The sequence below is a fragment of the Bacillus sp. FSL K6-0069 genome (genome assembly GCF_038007785.1).
In the GTDB taxonomy this organism is placed as follows: Bacteria; Bacillota; Bacilli; order Bacillales; family Bacillaceae_G; genus Bacillus_A; species Bacillus_A mobilis.
This window is the reverse complement of the sequence record NZ_JBBOXN010000001.1, coordinates 1,444,803-1,465,960: the sequence shown is the minus strand read 5'-3', so window position 1 is coordinate 1,465,960 and position 21,158 is coordinate 1,444,803. Positions and strand designations below refer to the sequence as shown.

The window sequence follows — 21,158 nt, the reverse complement described above, 5'->3', positions numbered from 1 at the left end:
TATAGAAAGGCACTGTACATTCCCCCTGTTTGTACAGTGCCTTTCTTGTTTATTATCATTCAAACAAATTTAATTGCTCGGGCTTCGGCTCACCATATGTAATATTCATCATTTTCATAAGCTGTTTCGCATTATCGGCTGCATCTCCGCCCGAATTATTGTTAAATAGTACATATATGCCCTTTGTCTTCTTTTTCAATTGCTCTAGTCTTTCTACCCATTCTTCTAATTCTTTATTGTTGTAGCGATATAAGCAACGAACCGCTCTCCAATTTTCCCCTTTATCCAGCCAGCCATGAACATTTCGACCATGAAAACGTATTAACACCATCTCTGCATTCGTTACTTCTAAAACGAGCGGTACCGAACCTATCCCCGCCTGTGGCTCGTCACAAATTGTATGAATCCATTTCTCCTGTTCCAAAAACCGTAAAGTCTTATCTCTCATTTCTGGATAAAACCATGTTTGATTTCGAAATTCTATGGCACACGGCAAACCTTCCATTTTCTCTTTCGTATATCGAAGAAAATCTACATTTTTCTTTTTACAATCAAACCATGGTGGATATTGAAATAAAATCGTTTTTAATTTATTAGCTTCTATTAAAGGAAGAATAGATTGTTTATACACATCAAACATCTCGTCGAACGTAGAAAACGGAATTTCACCTTTCATATGTCCCGTCATCCCTTGATATGCTTTTACGACAAAAGAAAAATCTTTCGGTGTCTCCGTTGCCCATTTTGTATAGTTTCGCGCAGGTTGCATCGCATAAAATGAACTATCCACTTCCACAATAGGAAAATGCTCACTATATGTTCGTAATTTATTTCTATTTTCATAGGGATCTATATATAAAGAATCATGATCTCCCCATCCTGTCACTCCAATGAAAAGCAAATATATCCCTCCCTTTTTAACTTCACCTTCTATCCATTTTACTCAATTCCCGAACACCTCGACTAATCAATTTCATTAAGTAGCTCCTTCTTTAAGAGTATCCGTATAAAAATATGATATACTAGATGGAAGAATTTTTAAATTGAGGGGTTATTTATTTATGCTTCCAAACGATGATATTGTATCTCATGAAAAACGAATAGAAGAATTAGAAAATAAAGTACGTTTTTATGAAGAACTTGTGAATCAATTACCACATCATTTCACATACAAAAATCCACATATTGGTTTACAAATAAAGAAAACGAGAACGACTCATTCTATACAAAACATACAAAAAGAGAATAAAGAAGCTGAGTTTCAGCTTACCTGCGATTCATTATTTTTATTTGAGCAACTTGAAACATACTTTGTTCATATTTTCGATGCTTTTTCACATCATGTCACCTTTGTTGATAGTAAAGGAAATATAACTTTATGTAATCAAGCTGCAGCAGATGATTTTGGTGTAGTACGAAATGAAATAATCGGAAAACCAATTCAACAATTATTAAAATTGCCAGAAGAAAAAATTAAAGCTCTTGAAACATTAAGAACGGGAACAGAATTATATAATGAGGAAGTTTTAGACAAAAACTACGGCATATTAAATAACCGAATTATTCGTGATTATAACGGAGAGATATTTAGAATTATTAGTGTCTTTCATTATTTAAACACAGAACGTGATGCAGAGAAATTTTCGTTAGCAGGGCGAATTGCAGCTGGGATTGCACATGAAGTACGTAATCCTCTTACAACCGTACGGGGTTACTTACAATTTTTACAAGAAAGTGTTTCTCCATCTAATAAAGAATTATTTGAAAACTTACTCATTCCTGAATTAGACCGCGCAAATAGTATTATTACAAAATTTTTAGCTATTTCAAAAACGCGCGAATTTACAAGAGAACCGTTTCCTATTAACACATTTTTACGTGAATATATTCAACAGTTACTAGCTAGTGAAGTCTTTTTACATAACATTTCAATTGATTATAATTTTTCTACCGAATTGGATGATGTATTAGTCAATATTGATCGTCATGAACTTGTGCAAGTTTTTTTAAACCTATTTCAGAATGCTGTCGATGCTCAAGGCGAAGAAAAACTTTCTATCCAAATTACTAGTTATCGCCTAGATAATTTTGTTCGTATTACTTTCACTGATAATGGAATTGGTATTTCACCAGCCATTCAGGAATATATCTTTGATCCATTCTTCTCAACAAAAGATTCGGGCACAGGACTGGGCTTGTCAGTAACGAAGAAAATTATTCAAAATCATAACGGTACATTAAAAATGACCAGTAATGAAGATGGTACAACTTTCACTATTTCAATTCCAATTCTACCTAAAACGACCCTTGAAAGATTAAATGAATACAAATGAGGTACGCCTCCACAAACTGCATGCCAATTGTTATATACTCCTAGCAATTGGCATGCTTTTTTATGTTGAACTAATCTTTTTTAAGTTCTATAAATCTTTCTCCATAACTTAATTGTTTTCGCTTAGTAGGCAAACTTCTTATTTTTTTAGAAATAGTAGTTTGTCCATCACGAATTTAGTTTAAATTTCATTTTAATATATAGTAACGACTATTGATTCTATGAAAGAAAGGAATGAAAAGATGAACAATAAAAATAAAGGAAAAGTATTTTATGGTAATGATTGTTGCGAAGTCAGAGCTTGTAGTTATATTAACATCTCTAAGTCCGAACTTACAGAATTCGTTAGACTTCTTCAAGCTCTTGGCCAAGCTATTCAAACTGTCTTTCAAAACCCTTCGCAACATAATATCGATAACTTGATTGTTGCCCTAAATAACCTACAAAAATTCCTCAATTGCTTAGATTTATCTCCAGCACAAAAACAAATTGGAAATTCTATTATCGCTAATCTATTAACTATTTTAACGACAAAACCTTTTTCATGCGGAGCATTGTATGTTGAGTTACAAAGCCTGCTTAATTATTTATTGTATATTGCTAAATTATTCAAAGTAGATTGCTGTACGATCGACAAACTAGTTAAACTCATTTCAGAAATCCAAGCTATCTTAGTTCAATACGGATCAGGCTGCCTTGGAGGAGGAGGAGCAACAGGTGCTACTGGTGCTACGGGAGCTACCGGGCCTCAAGGTGCTACTGGACCTCAAGGACCAGCGGGCGCTCAAGGTGCTACTGGGCCTCAAGGACCGGCGGGTGCTCAAGGTGCTACTGGACCTCAAGGACCGGCGGGTGCTCAAGGACCAGCGGGTGCTCAGGGCGCTACTGGACCTCAAGGACCTCAAGGTATTCAAGGACCGGCGGGTGCTCAAGGTGCTACTGGCGCTACCGGTACTCAAGGACCAGCTGGCGCTCAAGGTGCTACTGGTGCTCAAGGACCAGCTGGCGCTCAAGGTGCTACTGGTGCTCAAGGACCAGCCGGCGTTCAAGGTGCTACTGGTGCTCAAGGACCAGTTGGCGCTCAAGGTGCTACTGGTGCTCAAGGACCAGCGGGTGCTCAAGGTGCTACTGGTGCTCAAGGACCGGCTGGCGCTCAAGGTGCTACTGGTGCTCAAGGACCGGCTGGCGCTCAAGGTGCTACTGGTGCTCAAGGACCAGCTGGTGCTCAAGGTGCTACCGGTGCTCAAGGACCAGCTGGCGCTCAAGGTGCTACTGGTGCTCAAGGACCTCAAGGTATTCAAGGACCGGCAGGTGCTCAAGGTGCTACTGGACCTCAAGGTGCTCAAGGACCAGCCGGCGCTCAAGGTGCTACTGGTGCTCAAGGACCTCAAGGTATTCAAGGACCAGCTGGTGCTCAAGGTGCTACTGGTGCTCAAGGACCAGCGGGTGCTCAAGGTGCTACTGGTGCTCAAGGACCGGCGGGTGCTCAAGGTGCTACTGGTGCTCAAGGGCCAGCCGGCGCTCAAGGTGCTACTGGTGCTCAAGGACCAGCCGGCGCTCAAGGTGCTACTGGCGCTACTGGTGCTCAAGGACCTCAAGGTATTCAAGGGCCAGCGGGTGCTCAAGGTGCTACTGGTGCTCAAGGACCGGCTGGCGCTCAAGGTGCTACTGGTGCTACTGGTGCTACTGGTGCTCAAGGACCAGCTGGCCCTCAAGGTGCTACTGGTGCTCAAGGTGCTACTGGTGCTCAAGGACCGGCTGGCGCTCAAGGTGCTACTGGTGCTACTGGCGCGACAGGTGCATCGGGTACTCCAGTTCCTGTAACTACAGCTGTATTAGGAAACACAATTGCACAAACAGTCTCACCGGGAAGCAATGTACAATTCAATGAAACATTTGAATTAACAAACATCTCCTTTAATGGTTCTGATACTCTAACGGTTTTAGAAACTGGTGTATATGATATTAGTTTCTCTGCATCTACAACTTTCCCAGGTTCTTCACCATTTGGCTTTGGTCTTTCATTTAACGGCCAACCACCTAGTCGTAATTTTTCAACTAACGTTATCGGTAGTGCAGTTTCTTTCTCTACAATCATTACTTTACAAGCTGGTACAACAATTTCTGTACAACCTACAGCAAATACTATTTCTATTCCTAACACAGGCGAAACAACTGCTATACTTTCGGTCTTCCGAATTTACTAACCACAATTTTCAATAATATTTCGGAATGACTAAGCAAATTTATAAGTAATAGGTTTTTGACTGTCTATTAAATCTCTCTTTTAATAAAAAGGAGCACTTATTTGGGAGGATAAGTGCTCCTTCTTTACGTTTCTTTACCTCAAATTTACTCTACCTTAATCCTCATTTTGTATGATAAATAGTGAAGTCAAAGATATGAAAGAGGGATGAAAATGAGAGTTATGTCACTAATACGCATTTGGTTTGCTCTTATGGTATGCATTATTTTATGTGTAGGATTTTTTTTAACTCTAAAATATTCCACTATATCAAAAGCAGAGAGAAAAACCGTTCCATACAAACTTTTGTATGCAAAACAAAGCAACATCCCTTATTCCAATGCAACACATAATGAAAAAAAAGTTATAACAGGAATGCTTATTACGAAAGCTTCTAGTTCCGAAGCATTACTTCAAATTGCTGAAACGATTAAAGATCAATATACAAATAAAAAAATCGATGAAATTACACTTTCTATCCACAATGAAAATAATGGTAATTACGAAGAAGAATTACCTTACGAACCTATTAGTAAAGGAAAAATAACCGTCACATACGATTCCGAATCCTTTGGCAGTACGAACATTATACTTAACGAATAGTAACTAGTAAGGAGAAAGGAGAATTTCAACCGTTTAAAGTTTCATTTTGTTTTTCATACGAAAAAGAGGCGAATTTTGTTATTCGCCTCTTTCTTTTACCAAAATGAAGGGATCCATTCTTTCACTTTATCAATCCACTCTTGTTGCTCTTTTTTTCTTTGTTGTTCCTCTTCTTTCCTTCTCTTCTCTTCTTCTTTCCTTCGTTTTTCCTCTTCTATTGTAGTCAATTGTTTTTTATAATCAGCCTCAGATATGAGTGATAACTGGAATGCTTTTTGAGCTGGATTGGTATTCGCTTTTTTCATAATATCCCGGAACATTGTCGTCGTAATTTGACTTCCCCCCGGAACATAATGATCACTATCTGTTTTATCATACCCTACCCAAATCGCACCTACTAAATCTGGTGTGTATCCAACAAACCATGAATCCTTTGCACCGGTGCTTGGTCCATTTACAATTTGAGTCGTTCCTGTCTTACCTGCCGTATCAACATTATTAACTTTCGCCTTTTCGCCCGTGCCCTTTTCGACAACACCTTTTAATAAATATGTCATCTTTTGAGCAATTTTCTCGCTCGTCACCCGTGTCTCTTTCTTATACCACTTTCCAATCGTTTCACCTTCAGCATTTTGTATCTCCCTAATCGCATGAGCTTCCACTTGAACACCGTCATTTGCAAATGTACTATACGCTTGAGCCATTACAAATGGCGAGGTCCCAACATGCATCCCGCCTAAAGCAATCGGATATGTACGATCTTCTGGCACTAATGGAATACCAAAACGCTCTAAAGATTTCAATCCTTTATCCAATCCAATTTGCTCTAATAACCAAACAGCGGAAACATTGTACGACTTTGCCACAGCTTCATACATCGTCACATCACCGTGAAAAGTATGATCGCTATTTTGTGGTTTATATTCTTTAATATTAAATGGTTCATCTTTTAATATATCGTATACTTCATACCCTTGCTCTAACGCTGGTACATATACAGCCAAAGGCTTTAGCGTTGAGCCCGGTTGTCTTTTCAATTGGGTTGCATGGTTAAACTGTAAAAACTGATACGGCCCTCTGCCTCCAACTAAAGCTGGTACACCACCTGTTTTGGGATTCATAAGAACTACACCCGTTTGCATAAGCTGATCTGAGCCACTATCTTTGAAATAACTATCATTATTCACAACATCTTCCACAGCCTGTTGTTTTTTCGGATCAAGCTCTGTATAAATACGATAACCACCCGCTAAAATTTCATTTTGTGTTAATTCGTACTTGTCCATCGCTTCTCTAACAATATAATCTACATATTGAGAGTATTTCCCCTTGTATTTATCATCCACACCACGTTTTAACACAAGACCGCTCTCTTTTTCTTTATTATGCTGTTCGTCAGAAATGTATCCTTGCTCTTTCATTAAGCTTAAGACGACGTTACGTCTTTCAATTGACTTGTTAAAGTTTTTATAAGGCGAATAGGCAGACGGTGCTTTAATCAATCCAGCAATCGTTGCAGCTTCTGAAGCTGTTAAATCTTTTACATCTTTATCAAAATAAGATTTAGCTGCCCTTTTTATCCCCCAAGCTCCTTCACCAAAATAAATTTGATTCATATACATTTCAATAATTTCATCTTTCGTATACGTACGCTCTATTTTTTTTGTTAAAAAATATTCCTTTATTTTTCGAGAGTATGTGCGGTCTTGTGTCAGAAATACGTTTTTCGCAAGTTGTTGTGTAATCGTACTTCCCCCTGCTACAACTTCTCCTGCTGTAATATTTTTAAAAACTGCACTTATAATTCCACTATAGTAAATACCGTGATGGTTAAAAAATTCCTTATCTTCTACTGCAACAATTGCCTGAACCATAATGTCAGGAATATCTTTCCTTTTAACACCTTCTGTTTTAGAGGAAGCTAATTTAGTCGCAACTTCATTATTTGCATCATAAATTAAGGTCGGTTGCGGAACAGCTTGTTTTAATTCAGATATGTCTTGAATGGAAATTATTATATTTATAGCAATAAATAGAGTAGCAAGTAAACTTCCTAATACAATTAATGAATTACGAAGTTTCTTCCTCTTATTGAACCACTCCTGCATTTTTTTTAAGTGAGTGTTCTTCAATTTCATTCGTTCACTTCCTTCGTTTGTTTACACTCTTCTTTTCAAAAGGAAGAATATACCTCCTTTTAAATTTATTATAATAACGTAGTCTTTCCTGTAGTGTAAAGCTTTTCTTTCACATTCATACTTTTTGCAGGAAAAGGACATTCTACAAGTAAGATATTCAATATTGATTATTAATATTATTAATACAACAATGAGAGTTATGTTAAGTTTTTGTAAACTTTTCGATAAAATGTTTTAAAAAACGACAGTTTTTTGTTAGAATTGATTAGCCAATATATTTTACATATATTACTTTTGTGGGGGTAACTAATAATGGTATTTAAATCAAAAAAAGATAAATTTTCTGAAATGTTAATGAATGTTTCCGAAAATTTAAAAGAAGGCGCGCAGTTTTTCGTGGAGTATAAAATTAAAAATGCTAGCGATTTAAAAGAGTTTTCTATGCGCATGAAAGAGTATGAGTCAACAGGTGACTCATTTATTCACGAAATCATTATGGAGCTAAACAAAGCGTTTATTACTCCAATTGAACGTGAGGACATCCTACAACTTGCAATGAGTATGGATGATGTATTAGACGGATTAGATCATAGTGCTGGTCTATTCGAAATGTATTCTATTACAGAAGCTGATGAATACATGATTAAATTCGTTGAAGCAATTAATCAATGTGCGATTGAGATTGCAAATTCTGTTGAACTACTGTCTAAAAAGAAGTTAGTCGACATTCGTACGAACGCGATTAAGATTAAGGACTACGAATCACAATGTGATGATATTCGCCGTCATGCGATTAAGCACTTATTCTCTCGTGAGAAAGATCCGATTAAAATTATTCAATACAAAGAGATTTACGAAGAGCTTGAAGAAGTAGCGGATAGCTGCCAAAGCGTTGCAAACGTATTAGAAACAATTATTATGAAGAACGCGTAAGGAGTTTGATCATGGATACACTCTTGTTACTGACCGTTTTAGTAGTCATTTGCGCTTTAGCTTTTGACTTTATTAATGGATTTCACGATACAGCAAATGCTATTGCAACGGCTGTTTCAACGAAAGCTCTAAAGCCTAGACATGCAATTATTATGGCAGCTATTATGAATTTTTTAGGTGCGATGACATTTACAGGTGTAGCAAAAACGATTACAAAAGATATCGTTGATCCATTTGCCTTGCAAAATGGTTCTCTTGTAATTTTAGCTGCTTTACTTGCGGCAATAGCATGGAATTTGATCACTTGGTACTACGGTATTCCAAGTAGTTCTTCGCATGCAATCATTGGCTCAATCGCAGGTGCAGCTATCGCTGCGGCCGGTATTAGCTCATTAAATCTTAAAGGATTCATAAAAATTCTTGAAGCTTTAATCATTTCGCCAATTATCGCTTTTGTTATTGGTTATATCGTATACAGTATATTTAAAGTAGTCTTTAAAAACTTTAATTTAACGAAGACGAACAAAAACTTCCGTATATTCCAGATTTTCACTGCTGCATTACAAGCTTATACACATGGTACAAATGATGCGCAAAAAGCAATGGGAATCATTACGATGGCTCTTATGGCTAATAGCTATCATACTTCTAGCGACATCCCGTTCTGGGTACAATTATCTTGTGCGATTGCAATGGGTCTTGGTACTTCTGTCGGTGGATGGAAAATTATTAAAACTGTCGGTGGACAAATTATGAAAATTCGTCCTGTAAATGGTGTAGCTGCCGATTTATCATCATCACTTGTTATTTTCGGTGCAACATTCATTCACTTACCAGTTAGTACGACGCACGTTATCTCTTCTTCTATTTTAGGGGTTGGTGCTTCTCATCGTGTAAAAGGTGTAAAATGGGGAACTGCAAAACGCATGTTAATTACTTGGGTTATCACACTTCCTATTTCAGCTTCTTTAGCTGCTTTATTCTACTCTTTATTACACTTGATCTTTTAATCAAAAGTCGTCTTCCTTATTTTTCTAGGAAGACGACTTTTTTGTGAACAAACCTTTTTCTTATGAAAAAGCGTGTATAATAATTGGTGGATAAGTTATATAGAGGAGTTGGCAATTTTGGAATACATCATGTTACTTTTCATCGGGCTAATCGCCGGGACAGTCGGGAGTCTAGTCGGGCTTGGTGGCGGAATTATTATTGTTCCGTTATTAATCGGATTACACAGTCTATCACCACAACTTGCAGTAGGAACTTCAATGGTAACAGTCGTTTTCACAGGACTATCTTCCACCCTTACTTATATGAAGCATAAACGAGTAGATTACAAAAGTGGACTTATTTTATTTATCGGGAGTGGCCCTGGTGGTATCATCGGCTCGTGGGCAAACAAATTTTTAAACCAAGATACATTTTCTTTATATTTTGGGATTTTCCTTATTTTTGTCTCTATTCTTCTTATGTTACGAGACAAATTAAACCCTCTTTCTTTATCAAATATGACGGTAATTAAACGTTCTTTTACAGATAACGAAGGAAACACTGTACACTATCAATTTCCACCGCTTCTCGCTATCTTTATCGCCTTTATAGTTGGTTTTATATCTGGGTTATTTGGAATTGGTGGCGGTGCCTTACTTGTTCCAGCAATGATGCTGCTTTTTGCATTCCCAGCACATATCGCTGTAGCAACTTCGATGTTTATCGTATTTCTATCAGCCATTGTAAGTTCTGCAACGCACATCTCCCTTGGAAATGTCAGCTGGATTTATGCATTAATTCTTATTCCTGGTGCATGGATTGGCGGAAAAATCGGGGCTTATATCAATACAAAATTAAGTGGTAAAGCCGTAATTAATTTATTACGTATCACATTAATTATTCTCGGGACTAGATTAATTATTACTTCTTTTTTATAACGTGTTCTTTTAGAATACGTTTTTTTTATACACATGAATATAAAAATCCTCCTAAGAGAACAAATAAAATTAAACAAACACATAATAGCATATAATTTGAAATATGTACTTTCTTCAAGTTGACCACTCCTATAACTGCGACTGTTATCTTTATGATAGCGAAAAAATAGTTTACTTGCAGTTACAAAGTGCTAACAATGCAAAATCATTTATTACAAATTTTATCCTTATATTTCATTTCTTTGTATATTCTATCGGTTTAATAAAAAAAGATGTCATATTGACATCTTTTTTAATGAAGAAGTGACCATCCCATAAAATCCTCATGTACTTGGCACGCCCTCTTATCGTTTCGATCATATAATTCAGCATAACTATCTGTTTCTTCGTCATAAGCCATCGTATAAATAATTTGGCCGTCTACTTCAACGGATAATACGACTCCACCTTTCATCTCTTCTACATGAATGGTAGCATTCGCCGGAATTCTCATATCCGTCATTTTTATCGCATCTAACAATATACTAAACCCCCTACAGCGTATTCATTGCTAGTACTATTACACACTAAATAGTATACTACTGTAATAGCATACATTTCGTCAATGAAATTGCTGTTTAAATAGCATATTGTCTTTATACATATACGCTACAATAAAAGAAATAGAAATGTTTAAAGGGGGGGCTAACATTGATTCTACACAAAGGAGATGTACTATTCCGTCAAGGCGAGGACGGTCCTTTATATTTTATAAAAACAGGCTTATTAAAAGTAGTAAGGATCGAAGAAGATGGAACACCATTTTTATTCAACATTATTGTTCCAGGTGAAACGATACCTCACCATTCTTTAATTTCACCGAAGGAGTATCACGGTACAGCAATCGCTTTAATGAAAACAGAAGTTGAATCTATCATTAGTAGTGAATGGTACGATCAACTTCAGGCAAATCCCGCATCATACGCAAATATTGCTATGCAATTACAATCAAAATTAAGAATGATGCAGCAGCGTATCGATCAATTGACAACCGTCTCTCCGAAAGAACGTCTTCATCGTTTACAAGAATGGTTCACACTATATTTAGGTGACATTCCTATATATGAAATCTTAACGCAAACTGAAATCGGCCAACTGATTGGTATACGCCGTGAAACGGTAAATCGACTATTACGAGAACAAATAAAAAACGAGGTAAAATAATACCTCGTTTTTCGCTTATTCAAATCCACCTTATTGTAAGCTTGCTGCTGGACCGAAAAATTCATAATGAATATGCTCTTGTTTCACACCTAAATCAGTTAGTGCAGCATTTACATGTTTCATAAATGGTACGGGACCACAGAAATAAAATTCTGCTTCCGTTGTCGGGATAATAGTTTTTAACCATTCAGCTTCAATGAAGCCTTCTTTATCAAAGTTCTTCATTTCCAAATCTTTTTCAGTTGGTGCAGAATAGCAAGTGTATGCTTTAACTTGTTCATATTCATTATCTACTGCCTCAACGTGTTCTTTCATTGCATGTGTATTACTATTTATCGCCGCATGAACAAAACATACATTACGTGTTGAGTCTTGTTCAATTAACGTATTTAGCATACTCATCATCGGAGTAATACCTACTCCACCACTAATTAGTACAACTGGTAAAGTTGAATCCATATTTAATACGAAATCTCCTGCTGGTGCACTTACCGGTAACATATCCCCTTCTTCCACATGATCATGTAAGTAGTTAGATACTTTACCATCCGGTGTATCTACACCTTTTTCTTTCTTTACACTAATACGATAATATTCTTTTCCAGGAGCATCTGATAAGCTATATTGACGATTATGTGTATATGTTTCACCTTCGATATTTATTTGAATCGTTACATATTGTCCTGGGATGAATGCAGAAACTTTCCCGCCATCTTCAGGTTTTAAATAAAATGACGTAATAACATCGCTTTCCTTTACTTTTTTAACAACTACAAAGTTACGGAAATCTTTCCATCCACCTTCTTTATGTGCCGCTTCTTCATACATCTCTGCTTCAATGCTAATGAATGCATCAGCAATGACACCATAAGCTTCTCCCCATGCATTTAAAACTTCATCAGGTGCACCTGCAACCTCTTTAATTGCGCGTAGTAAACATGTACCTACAATCGGGTAATGCTCCGCTTTAATACCTAAACTTCTATGCTTATGACCAATTTGTTTTACAACTGGAATAATAGCTTCTAAATTATCAATGTACGTTGCAGCTGCATAAACGGCATTTGCTAGCGCTTGTTGTTGTCTTCCCTTTTTCTGATTTGTATGATTGAAAATATTCAATAACTCCGGATGTTCCGAAAATAAAATTTCATAAAATCTCGTTGTAATTTCAACGCCTTTTTCTTGTAATAATGGTACTGTTGACTTTACGATTTCAATTGTTTTTGCACTTAACATTGTATCCCACTCCTCTATTTCCTTAACTGTTTTTAGTTTAACTGAATTGTATAGTACATATTGTGATTTTAATCACTATTCACACGGTGTTTTTGTGAAAAATATATGAACATTGCACTTACAAAAGAAAATAAGCCAACTAGAATGCTAGCTAGCTTATTATTATTTGGACTGTATCGCTTGTTCAATTATCCTTATATCTTTCCCATCTCCAAACTCTGTATACCCCCAGATATTCGTTTCACCTCTATATTTATTTACGATAATATCCAAGTCATGGTATACACGATGCGCATAAACTACATACTCCATATTTTGAAGTTCCACACCTTTTTTTGCAATTTCATAGCTTCTATTTACATCACGTTTTATTTTTTCATTCTTTATTTCTGTATGTATATTTTTCAAAGACGATTCTTGTTGTTGAAACCATTGTTTCAATTGGTTCCAGTCCCCTTCTGTATAATTCTCCGCTTTACCATAATTTAAGAAATTATTATAACTTTCATGTGTCATACGAATAAAATCCAGTACTTTTGTCTCTTCTTGTACATCTTCTATTTGAGCTATCGTCTTTACCTCAGCAGGCTTATTCGCATAATGTAACAGTACTTTCATAAGACTATAACTCGCAATGATCATCACGATAATAATCCCGAATACACGTAACAATTTCTTCATATACAGAACCCCTTCTCTACTAGAGATATTACAATGTAGTACTATACTTGTAACATTCTCTCGTAGAAATCCAATTCCTGTATAAATTCTTCCTATCATTTCGACAATATTTTTCTAGACATTCCTCGTTGGCAAATGTTCTTGTAAAACCATATACCCTTCATAAGCTGTGTAACCGAGTATAGCCATTAATCCGATATACCAAGCAAATACCGTCCATTTCGTTTTCATATCCACTTTATAATAGTTTTCCTGTTGACTCTTTTCTGTATTCCATTCCTGTAATTTTCTTTCTGACATTTCAAATACTTCTCTTATATGAATTGTATGTGTTTCTTTTTCCTCTTCATATGGAACATAATCAAGTGGCTCAAACTTTGGTAAAAGGTACTCTAACACTTCAATTTTTTGAAGTTCTCCTGTTTTTAATTCTTTCTCTCTTTCTTTTTGTCTTAATACATTTATTTCATGTTGCATCATATATATATTCCGATGCACTGCACCCGTTTCTTTTAACTCCTCTTCAAGCCTTGCAACATATTCTTTCATTCCATCAATTCTATATCCTAATTCCTTAATCGGCTCATCTCGCTTTATTACTCTATATAATTCCATACAGCCGATAATAACAATAAATCCTCCCAAAATACTTTTAAAGTAAATGGAATAACCGAGCAATACAATAAGACCTGCTCCCCAAATCTTTGTACTTACAACTGAGATAATTCGTCCACCATCTAATGGAGAAACTGGGATCAAGTTAAAAAAGTTAATCATACTTCCAAGCAAAATAATTAATGCCCAAAATGGCTCTTTCGTTATTATATAAAGTGGAATTGCAGGTAAAAATGACAACAATCCGAAAAGGGGCCCCATATAGGCGATGTAAGCTTCATCTTTCGCATTTTTCGGCATCTCTTTCATCCCAATAAGAGCACCCATAAATGGAATAAATATTGCTGGTGATGTTGGTATACCTTTTCTTTTCGCAGCCCATAAATGGCCCATTTCATGGATAAACAACAAATAAATGAGCGCTACTCCAAATTTCCAACCATATATAACTGCGTATGCACCAAGTGATAGAAACATACTAAATACTGTTGAAAACTTTGCTAATTTAAAAATTGCAAATACCCACTTTAACTTAGAAAGTAAAAATAAACCTATGGCAACAATAATTCCCCATAATCCTTTTTTATTATTTTTCATATTCCTCTCCTTTATCTCTCATTAATGAATCATATTTATTCATTAAAGCTGGTTCTTTCTCTATTATGACATATTTTTTTCTATCGTTAGAAATAATGTTTATTTAATCCATTTTTAGCCAAAAATATAAATAAAAGGAGGTGTATACAAATGAATTTACAATCTCTCATAATAGGCGCTCTATCGTTTTTAGCTTCAACTCTTATTTTTTATACCGTTAGCTACGTATTATTATTAGATTTGTTGCCAAATCACGTATTTATTGCTTTAATCATCCTCTCCGCTCTTATGATTTCTTTTCTTATTACACGAAAATCAATGAATGAGCCATCTGCAAAAGCAAAGTAATAGAGAGGGGACTCCCCCTCTCTATTATCATTTCCTAGGAAAGGCCATATAGACTTTACATTCATCCCGTAATTAAAGTTTCACTTTATCTTTGTAAATTCATTTTTTCACCATACTCTTTAACAATTTGAATGATATTTTGAAAAACACCTATTTTCTCTTTTTTACTATTTAATATTTTCAAATCGTAATTTTCATAATATGTTTCTAATGCCTTTAATTGTGATTCTGAAGCATCTTTTACCTGCACAATAGCATGCAATTCATACTGTTTATACCCTTCCTTTACCTTTTCTCCTAAAATTTTTTCACTCTCTTTTGCTCCAATTAATTTTTGAACTTTTTCTGGGAAAATGACTTGCAAATAATATTCTTGTTCCTTCTCTAACTTGTTGTATAGTGATTGTGAAATCGTATACCGTACCGTATAATTCACTTTTTGATCACCTGCTTTAATATGAAACGCGGTAATCTGCAAATCTTTTTTTGTTACTTCCGCTAAAGGACCTGCCTGCGTCTCATCTTCTTTTTGTTCTGAAACATTTGGAAATATAGCTAACAGCTTTTCCGTATCTTTTTTATCTAGCATGTACATAGCGTTCTTATATTGTAACCACCCTCGTCTATCTTCTCCTCTTAGCCACGCATAATAGGTTTCTTTTTTTCCATCTCTACTAATTTGTATTTCATATTCCGGCTCACCAAAACTACCTGTTACGTCTTGTTTTTCCGCTTTATCTATAATGTCTATTACTAACTTAGCTTCTGATTCCTGTAACTTTTTCTCTTTATGTTTTTTTTGTATAACGGTTACCCCTATTGTTTCTTTCACTTCATTCACCGTCTCTTCTACTTTTTTTGTTTCTTTTTTTTGCTCAACTTGACTACAAGATGCTAGTAACATAGCAAACAACAACATTACATATTTCCTTTTCAACTTAATCCTGGTTTAAAATTCTTATAAAAATCTATAAATTGTTGGCGAACCAAGTCAAATGCCAACTACCGAAAAGGAATCTCACCTTTTTCCTGTCCGTAAGGGTTGTGACCTTTTCATCCACCTATTGTGAAAGAATGACGGCAGGTTCCTGTTAGGAACGATCTGTCCTTGCATACTACCATTCATCCAAGTCAGTAGTATGCAAGAGGTTATAAGAAATAAACCAGTACCCCCCTTCTCATTTAAATTTTAAATACGAATTGTTGATTGCTCATATAAACAGTTTTGTGAAGAATGCTCCACAATTTCCAATTGTGATATTCTTTCCACATTTGAATTGTTTGTAACCATTTTTTATATACTTTTTGCGTATTCTTTTTACTTTCTTCCATGGAAGCAACAAGAATACGCAGTTTTGTTGTAATTTGGTTTTTTAATAATAATATAATCTCTTTTGGTAATTGTTCTTGCAATTCTAATCCACGTCTTGCGATCGTGAAGGCGGCTGCTTCATGAACGCTAATACCGAAATTTTTACTGTATTTTAATTTTCCAATCACACTTGTATAAGCGGGGTTTACTGTTTTAACAGAAAATCCGTTACAAAGAGACATACGAATTAAACTGTTCAACATCTTTTTATACGTAAATTGATGGAAATTACGATTACTGTATTTATCAGTATCATGAGATTGTTGAAACTTTAAATCTTCTAAAACAATTCCACCTACATTGTTTTCCAACAACCATGTTTTAATTTGTTGTACGATTTGTCCAATTATCGTGGCGCGTTTGTTTGTTGAAAACGCATTCAGATTGTGTAGATAAAAAATTTTTGACCCTTTAAAATTACCTTGTTTTGTACATAAACTAACTGCAATGCGGCCCGGATTTACATCAATTCCTGCAATTACATCTGATTGTGGTGTTTCCTTGAAATCTAGTACACGACCTATTTCTGTTTCATCAAACGAAATATTTACATAAAATTCATTTTGTTTACGAATGATTTCTACACTATATTTTTGATGCTCTATAATCGGTTTTCCTTTTGGATTTACACCGATTTGCTTTCCCATAACGACATTTGTGATTTGATGATAAAAATGATATGGAATGATAATCGGAACTTTGATTCGTGGGCTTTTTGTTTTTCCATTTGTTCGTCCTAATGGATTTGCAATTTCTAACCATCCTTGCCCACAGTCATCAACTGTAATGCGCATGTTCAAATTCCCTTTTTTGCTTTTATCTCCACGAGAATATAATTGTCGTGTCCGCAAATCTTTCCATTCTTGATTGGATATCTTGTTTTTCATTCTTTCATAGAAATTTTTCCGCCCACCAAAAATAATAGGAGGTAATGTTTTATTTTTAATATGTTTTGCATACATTTCAATTTTTTGTTCTAATTTTTGTTTTCGTTTTCTTAAGCCAATTAAACAAGTTTCTAATGCAACTTGTTTAGGTCTTTTTTTGCCGCGTTCATAATCATCTATTTTTTGTAACGTCTTTTCTAACTTTTTTTGATTGTTTTCTAGGTAAACAGGAAGAAGTTCTTTTTGAGAGAAAAGGATCGTTTGCGCTTGTAAAATCGCATCTTCACAAAAACGTTTATTTAACAAATATTTAGGTTGTAGTTTTTTTATCAATTCTTTCTCGTTTTCGCCCTCAATCAAACGATTAAAACTATATCGTTTTGCACTTTCGAACGTACGGATCAAAGTAATTAAAGCTTCCGTTTGTTCTTTTGTAATAGAATTGATTTTACAAGTACGTGTTGTTTTCATCCTTTCCCCCCCCTTTTCATCACCTGAAAATATTATAGGTTGAATTCTGTAAAATATAAAACCTGTAATTGTAAATTTTTATAGATTCTTATTTACTGTTATTACCTCCCTTTACAATAAGAAATCCTTATACTCTTCATACAAAAAACAAAAACATGACACACTATAAAATACGCTATACTAAGCATTGAAAGGAGGTCTTTTTCATGTCCATTAATTTTCACGATGCAAATAATAAATACACATACGCACAGCGAAACGCCCATATTTCTTGGGGTGAAATGATCAAAAGTATTACAAATATACAAAACAAGCAAATAATTGATATCGGCTGTGGTGGCGGTATTTATACGAAAGAACTCGCCTTTATGGGAGCAAAAAGTGTTATTGGGCTTGATTTTTCAAAAGAAATATTACAGGCAGCAAAAGAAAATTGTAGCGGTTTTCCAAACATTTCTTTCATTCATGGTGATGCACATAGCGTCCCATATCCTAATGAAACATTCGACATTGTGATTTCGCGCGCAGTTATTCATCATTTACAAGACATTCCTACATTTCTAGGTGAAGCTTCTCGTATATTAAAGAAAAACGGTGTACTCATTGTACAAGACCGCACCATTGAAGATTGTACAATTCCAGGAAGCTCCGAACACATTCGTGGGTATTTTTTCTCCATCTTTCCAAAACTTATTGAAATAGAAGCAAAAAGGAGACCAAAAACTACCACGATACAACAAGAATTACAAAAATATTTCCTTCACGTGTTCCCTACTCAAACACAATGGGAAGTACGCAAAATACATGATTCTATAGAAGCATTGTTACAAGATTTATCACCTCGAACAGGTCGATCTATTCTATACGAATTAACAGATCATGAACTTTCTCAACTTCTACAGCAGGTCCAGACCGCCTTACAAAATACCTCTCCTATCATTGAAAGAGATCGATGGACAATTTGGAGTGCCATGAAATTGTAAGGAAGGAAGCCTCACAAAATAATGTGAGGCTTCCTTCTTTCATAATCTAATTTTGCAACACTCTTGATATCCTCCACTTCTGGCCTGTGCACTTCCACACTTCGGACATACTAAATATCTAGACTGACTTGTCAACAAACTACCTTTTTGAAAGAGTAAAACTTCTGCTTGTTTAAACGAACGCGAATAATATAACCACATAAAACCAATTATAGCAATAATGCCAAATAATACTCCCATCGCAAGCATTTCAGTCACCTCTTTTGGTTTGTTCTTTCCAGCAAGTGGATTGTTGTATTATTCTCTGTAAATTTAAACAATACCTTCTTTACTCCTATAAATATCAACTTTCTCTACAATTTTTACAATTCTCTACAAATTTTTACTCCCATTTTACAATCCAACATTCCCTTCACATCAACGAATATCACATTGAATATTTCCGTATGTAAATATGCCTTTCAAAAAATATATTGACTTTCAAAAAAAAACATGCAACAATACTGTCAGAATACTTGAATAAAAATTCATTGACGAGAACGAGTACGTTATAGGACTGTCCCCCAGAGAGTTGGCGAATTGCTGAAAGCCAACGTTCAGTGCGTAGCCGAAAATCATCTCCGAGAAGTAGAACCGAATGTTACAGTAAGTTCTTACCGGCTGTCCCCCGTTACAAGGAACACGTATCATGTTGTACGTTGTAAAGCCGTATACATATAGACTCATTTCTACATGTATAAATTAGGGTGGTATCGCGGGTAAATATAACTCGTCCCTTTCTTTAGGGACGAGTTTTTTGTGTTCTTACAAATGAATTTAAAAAAGGAGGAAAAACAATGAACACTGTATCAAAAAAACACATTTTTTTCACGGGTCTTATGCTATTTTCTTTATTTTTTGGGGCAGGTAATTTAATTTTCCCTCCCATGCTTGGACAAAATGCAGGTGAAAATTTTTGGCCGGCAATGATTGGATTTTTACTAACAGGAGTCGGTTTACCATTATTAACTGTGATTGCAATTTCTTTATCAGGAAACGGTATGCAGCAACTCGCAAGTCATGTTCACCCATTATTCGGAATTTTCTTTACTGTAGTTGTATACATCGCAATCGGTCCTTCTATGGGAATTCCACGTGTTGCGAATGTCGCTTATGAAATGGGCGTTAGTTCTTTCTTACCAGAAACAATTCGCTCTAGTAACCTAGCACTATTTTTATACACGGTCGTCTTCTTCGCTATCGTATTTTGGCTTAGTTTAAATCCATCCAAACTTGTCGATCGCATCGGAAATATATTAACACCTATTTTATTACTTTCTATTTTCTTATTATTTGTTAAAAGTGTATTTACACCACTCGGGCAATCAGGACCTGCAATGCAAGAGTATCAAACTTCTCCAATCTTCAAAGGCTTTATGGAAGGATACTTAACGATGGATACTATTTCTGCGCTTGCATTTGGAATTATCGTTGTAAATGCCATTCGCTCTAAAGGTGTAAAGGATCGTAAATCCATTGCCATCGCGACAGCGAAAGCAGGACTTATTGCCGCTACTGGTCTCGTACTTGTATATGGTGCACTTGGCTGGCTCGGTGCAACTAGCGTCTCTCTCGGATATGCAAAAAATGGAGGACAATTACTTACTGTTATCGTACAACAATTATTCGGTCCATACGGTTTACTTCTATTATCTCTTATCGTTACACTCGCTTGCTTAACGACATGTGTTGGACTTGTATCTGCATGTAGTCAGTATTTTTCAACCTTATTGACTAAATTTTCATACAAAACATTCGCGAGCATCATTTGTGCATTAGGATTATTAGTTGCCAACTTAGGATTAACAAAAATCATTGCCATCTCTGTTCCAATTCTACTTGTTGTATATCCAATTGCAATTGTTCTTGTTCTACTATCATTACTTCATAAATATTTCGGTGGATATCGCTCTGTTTATGTAGGTGCTTTAATTGGAGCAGCATTCGTAAGCATATTTGATGGATTAAAACAAGGTGGTATTTCAGTTTCATTTATCACTCCATATTTTGAATTCATCCCTTTATATAATGAAGGAATCGGCTGGCTCATACCAGCATTAGCCGGAGCTCTTATCGGCCTTATAATCGCTAAGTTAAGCGGTGCGAAAAAAGTGCCCTTACTAAACGAATCTCATGAAGTAAAAGCATCCTAAAAAAACTCCCTTTCGGGAGTTTTTTACATTTGAAAAGCAGTATGGTTAAAACTACTTATTTTATAAGCTTTCGTATAATAGTCGATATTTGTATCCACTGTTTCTACTTTGACAACATCGTAGCAATCTTCTTGTTTCACTAAAAATAAATAGTACTCTTCTGTCGCCTCAACAATTGCAATTTTATCTGTTTCCACATTATATTTTTCACAAAGCGCTTGCAATGCGTTCACATAATCCCCTAATTTTTTAGACTTATCCATGCCAAATATAGTTTGAACTAACATATACATTCTCCCCTTTGTATGTACTGTTAACAACTTAATGATAACGCTTACATTAATTAACGTCAATAAAAAGATTTGGCGCAAACTAATAAGCAGTGGGGATA

Annotated in this window: 20 protein-coding genes and 1 other annotated feature; of the genes, 10 read left to right on the top strand and 10 right to left on the bottom strand. The window is 35.5% G+C overall.

All coding sequences use genetic code 11. The annotated features are described in order from the left end of the window. Positions 1 to 55: 55 nt before the first annotated feature. A complete protein-coding gene (locus tag MHB74_RS07600) occupies positions 56 to 901 on the bottom strand; it encodes a DUF72 domain-containing protein (protein ID WP_061677833.1) in 846 nt (281 codons plus the stop codon). 160 nt (positions 902 to 1,061) lie between these two features. On the opposite strand from MHB74_RS07600, the gene MHB74_RS07595 reads away from it, so the two are divergent. The 3 genes from MHB74_RS07595 to MHB74_RS07585 all read left to right on the top strand — a co-directional run bounded on the left by MHB74_RS07595 (position 1,062) and on the right by MHB74_RS07585 (position 5,180). Further along, entirely contained in the window at positions 1,062 to 2,333 is a 1,272-nt protein-coding gene (locus MHB74_RS07595) for an ATP-binding protein (RefSeq protein WP_061677834.1), read from the top strand. A 241-nt stretch (positions 2,334 to 2,574) separates the two neighbouring features. Further along, positions 2,575 to 4,539 (top strand): Gly-Xaa-Xaa repeat protein, encoded by a 1,965-nt coding sequence (locus tag MHB74_RS07590; protein WP_340843964.1) that lies wholly within the window; start codon positions 2,575 to 2,577, stop codon positions 4,537 to 4,539. Positions 4,540 to 4,751: 212 nt separating this feature from the next. Beyond that, positions 4,752 to 5,180, top strand: coding sequence for a hypothetical protein (locus MHB74_RS07585; protein ID WP_061680303.1), 429 nt, complete (start codon positions 4,752 to 4,754; stop codon positions 5,178 to 5,180). Positions 5,181 to 5,275: 95 nt separating this feature from the next. On the opposite strand, the gene MHB74_RS07580 is transcribed toward MHB74_RS07585, so the two are convergent. Further along, positions 5,276 to 7,318, bottom strand: a complete 2,043-nt coding sequence (locus MHB74_RS07580) for a transglycosylase domain-containing protein (protein ID WP_061680304.1) — start codon at positions 7,316 to 7,318, stop codon at positions 5,276 to 5,278. Positions 7,319 to 7,630: 312 nt separating this feature from the next. Between MHB74_RS07580 and MHB74_RS07575 the strand changes: the two genes are divergently transcribed. The 3 genes from MHB74_RS07575 (at position 7,631) to MHB74_RS07565 (ending at position 10,179) form a co-directional block, all read left to right on the top strand. Then, positions 7,631 to 8,251 carry a DUF47 domain-containing protein gene (locus MHB74_RS07575; protein WP_061680305.1) on the top strand — a complete coding sequence of 207 codons (621 nt, stop codon included), beginning with the start codon at positions 7,631 to 7,633 and terminating at the stop codon, positions 8,249 to 8,251. A gap of 11 nt (positions 8,252 to 8,262) precedes the next feature. Further along, positions 8,263 to 9,261 carry an inorganic phosphate transporter gene (locus tag MHB74_RS07570; RefSeq protein ID WP_061680306.1) on the top strand — a complete coding sequence of 333 codons (999 nt, stop codon included), beginning with the start codon at positions 8,263 to 8,265 and terminating at the stop codon, positions 9,259 to 9,261. A 117-nt stretch (positions 9,262 to 9,378) separates the two neighbouring features. After that, positions 9,379 to 10,179 (top strand): sulfite exporter TauE/SafE family protein, encoded by an 801-nt coding sequence (locus tag MHB74_RS07565; protein WP_000455763.1) that lies wholly within the window; start codon positions 9,379 to 9,381, stop codon positions 10,177 to 10,179. A gap of 292 nt (positions 10,180 to 10,471) precedes the next feature. On the opposite strand, the gene MHB74_RS07560 is transcribed toward MHB74_RS07565, so the two are convergent. Then, on the bottom strand, positions 10,472 to 10,699 hold the full coding sequence (locus MHB74_RS07560; RefSeq protein WP_061680307.1) for a hypothetical protein: 228 nt from the start codon (positions 10,697 to 10,699) through the stop codon (positions 10,472 to 10,474). 170 nt (positions 10,700 to 10,869) lie between these two features. Here MHB74_RS07560 and MHB74_RS07555 point away from each other — a divergent pair, with 170 nt between their 5' ends. Next, positions 10,870 to 11,382, top strand: coding sequence for a Crp/Fnr family transcriptional regulator (locus MHB74_RS07555; protein WP_061680308.1), 513 nt, complete (start codon positions 10,870 to 10,872; stop codon positions 11,380 to 11,382). Between the two features lie 30 nt (positions 11,383 to 11,412). On the opposite strand, the gene hmpA is transcribed toward MHB74_RS07555, so the two are convergent. The 3 genes from hmpA to MHB74_RS07540 all read right to left on the bottom strand — a co-directional run bounded on the left by hmpA (position 11,413) and on the right by MHB74_RS07540 (position 14,514). Beyond that, positions 11,413 to 12,621: an NO-inducible flavohemoprotein gene (gene hmpA / locus MHB74_RS07550; RefSeq protein ID WP_061680309.1), complete on the bottom strand. Its 1,209-nt coding sequence runs from the start codon at positions 12,619 to 12,621 to the stop codon at positions 11,413 to 11,415. A 162-nt stretch (positions 12,622 to 12,783) separates the two neighbouring features. Beyond that, positions 12,784 to 13,302 (bottom strand): hypothetical protein, encoded by a 519-nt coding sequence (locus MHB74_RS07545; RefSeq protein WP_061680310.1) that lies wholly within the window; start codon positions 13,300 to 13,302, stop codon positions 12,784 to 12,786. A gap of 114 nt (positions 13,303 to 13,416) precedes the next feature. Beyond that, entirely contained in the window at positions 13,417 to 14,514 is a 1,098-nt protein-coding gene (locus MHB74_RS07540) for a site-2 protease family protein (protein WP_061680311.1), read from the bottom strand. 150 nt (positions 14,515 to 14,664) lie between these two features. On the opposite strand from MHB74_RS07540, the gene MHB74_RS07535 reads away from it, so the two are divergent. After that, a complete protein-coding gene (locus MHB74_RS07535; RefSeq protein ID WP_001053353.1) occupies positions 14,665 to 14,862 on the top strand; it encodes a hypothetical protein in 198 nt (65 codons plus the stop codon). A gap of 85 nt (positions 14,863 to 14,947) precedes the next feature. On the opposite strand, the gene MHB74_RS07530 is transcribed toward MHB74_RS07535, so the two are convergent. Both MHB74_RS07530 and MHB74_RS07525 read right to left on the bottom strand, forming a co-directional pair. Continuing rightward, positions 14,948 to 15,799 carry a hypothetical protein gene (locus tag MHB74_RS07530; protein ID WP_061680312.1) on the bottom strand — a complete coding sequence of 284 codons (852 nt, stop codon included), beginning with the start codon at positions 15,797 to 15,799 and terminating at the stop codon, positions 14,948 to 14,950. Positions 15,800 to 16,044: 245 nt separating this feature from the next. Further along, positions 16,045 to 17,592 (bottom strand): IS200/IS605 family accessory protein TnpB-related protein, encoded by a 1,548-nt coding sequence (locus MHB74_RS07525; RefSeq protein WP_098375442.1) that lies wholly within the window; start codon positions 17,590 to 17,592, stop codon positions 16,045 to 16,047. A 206-nt stretch (positions 17,593 to 17,798) separates the two neighbouring features. Here MHB74_RS07525 and MHB74_RS07520 point away from each other — a divergent pair, with 206 nt between their 5' ends. After that, complete coding sequence (locus tag MHB74_RS07520) at positions 17,799 to 18,575, top strand: class I SAM-dependent methyltransferase (protein WP_061678629.1); 777 nt, start codon at positions 17,799 to 17,801, stop codon at positions 18,573 to 18,575. A gap of 39 nt (positions 18,576 to 18,614) precedes the next feature. Here MHB74_RS07520 and MHB74_RS07515 read toward each other — a convergent pair whose 3' ends face one another. Further along, on the bottom strand, positions 18,615 to 18,824 hold the full coding sequence (locus MHB74_RS07515) for a hypothetical protein (RefSeq protein ID WP_061678630.1): 210 nt from the start codon (positions 18,822 to 18,824) through the stop codon (positions 18,615 to 18,617). A gap of 272 nt (positions 18,825 to 19,096) precedes the next feature. Then, positions 19,097 to 19,355: a binding site (T-box leader), on the top strand. Between the two features lie 56 nt (positions 19,356 to 19,411). Here MHB74_RS07515 and brnQ3 point away from each other — a divergent pair. After that, complete coding sequence (gene brnQ3, locus MHB74_RS07510; protein WP_061678631.1) at positions 19,412 to 20,767, top strand: branched-chain amino acid transport system II carrier protein BrnQ3; 1,356 nt, start codon at positions 19,412 to 19,414, stop codon at positions 20,765 to 20,767. Positions 20,768 to 20,790: 23 nt separating this feature from the next. Here brnQ3 and MHB74_RS07505 read toward each other — a convergent pair whose 3' ends face one another. After that, positions 20,791 to 21,129 carry a DUF3922 domain-containing protein gene (locus tag MHB74_RS07505; protein WP_116758376.1) on the bottom strand — a complete coding sequence of 113 codons (339 nt, stop codon included), beginning with the start codon at positions 21,127 to 21,129 and terminating at the stop codon, positions 20,791 to 20,793. Positions 21,130 to 21,158: the final 29 nt, after the last annotated feature.

Coding starts and splice junctions, on each gene's coding strand:
- MHB74_RS07595 (WP_061677834.1), top strand. CDS start 1,062: ATGCTTCCAAACGATGATATTGTATCTCATGAAAAACGAATAGAAGAA.
- MHB74_RS07590 (WP_340843964.1), top strand. CDS start 2,575: ATGAACAATAAAAATAAAGGAAAAGTATTTTATGGTAATGATTGTTGC.
- MHB74_RS07585 (WP_061680303.1), top strand. CDS start 4,752: ATGAGAGTTATGTCACTAATACGCATTTGGTTTGCTCTTATGGTATGC.
- MHB74_RS07580 (WP_061680304.1), bottom strand. CDS start 7,318: ATGAAATTGAAGAACACTCACTTAAAAAAAATGCAGGAGTGGTTCAAT.
- MHB74_RS07575 (WP_061680305.1), top strand. CDS start 7,631: ATGGTATTTAAATCAAAAAAAGATAAATTTTCTGAAATGTTAATGAAT.
- MHB74_RS07570 (WP_061680306.1), top strand. CDS start 8,263: ATGGATACACTCTTGTTACTGACCGTTTTAGTAGTCATTTGCGCTTTA.
- hmpA (WP_061680309.1), bottom strand. CDS start 12,621: ATGTTAAGTGCAAAAACAATTGAAATCGTAAAGTCAACAGTACCATTA.
- MHB74_RS07545 (WP_061680310.1), bottom strand. CDS start 13,302: ATGAAGAAATTGTTACGTGTATTCGGGATTATTATCGTGATGATCATT.
- MHB74_RS07540 (WP_061680311.1), bottom strand. CDS start 14,514: ATGAAAAATAATAAAAAAGGATTATGGGGAATTATTGTTGCCATAGGT.
- MHB74_RS07535 (WP_001053353.1), top strand. CDS start 14,665: ATGAATTTACAATCTCTCATAATAGGCGCTCTATCGTTTTTAGCTTCA.
- MHB74_RS07525 (WP_098375442.1), bottom strand. CDS start 17,592: ATGAAAACAACACGTACTTGTAAAATCAATTCTATTACAAAAGAACAA.
- MHB74_RS07520 (WP_061678629.1), top strand. CDS start 17,799: ATGTCCATTAATTTTCACGATGCAAATAATAAATACACATACGCACAG.
- MHB74_RS07515 (WP_061678630.1), bottom strand. CDS start 18,824: ATGCTTGCGATGGGAGTATTATTTGGCATTATTGCTATAATTGGTTTT.
- brnQ3 (WP_061678631.1), top strand. CDS start 19,412: ATGAACACTGTATCAAAAAAACACATTTTTTTCACGGGTCTTATGCTA.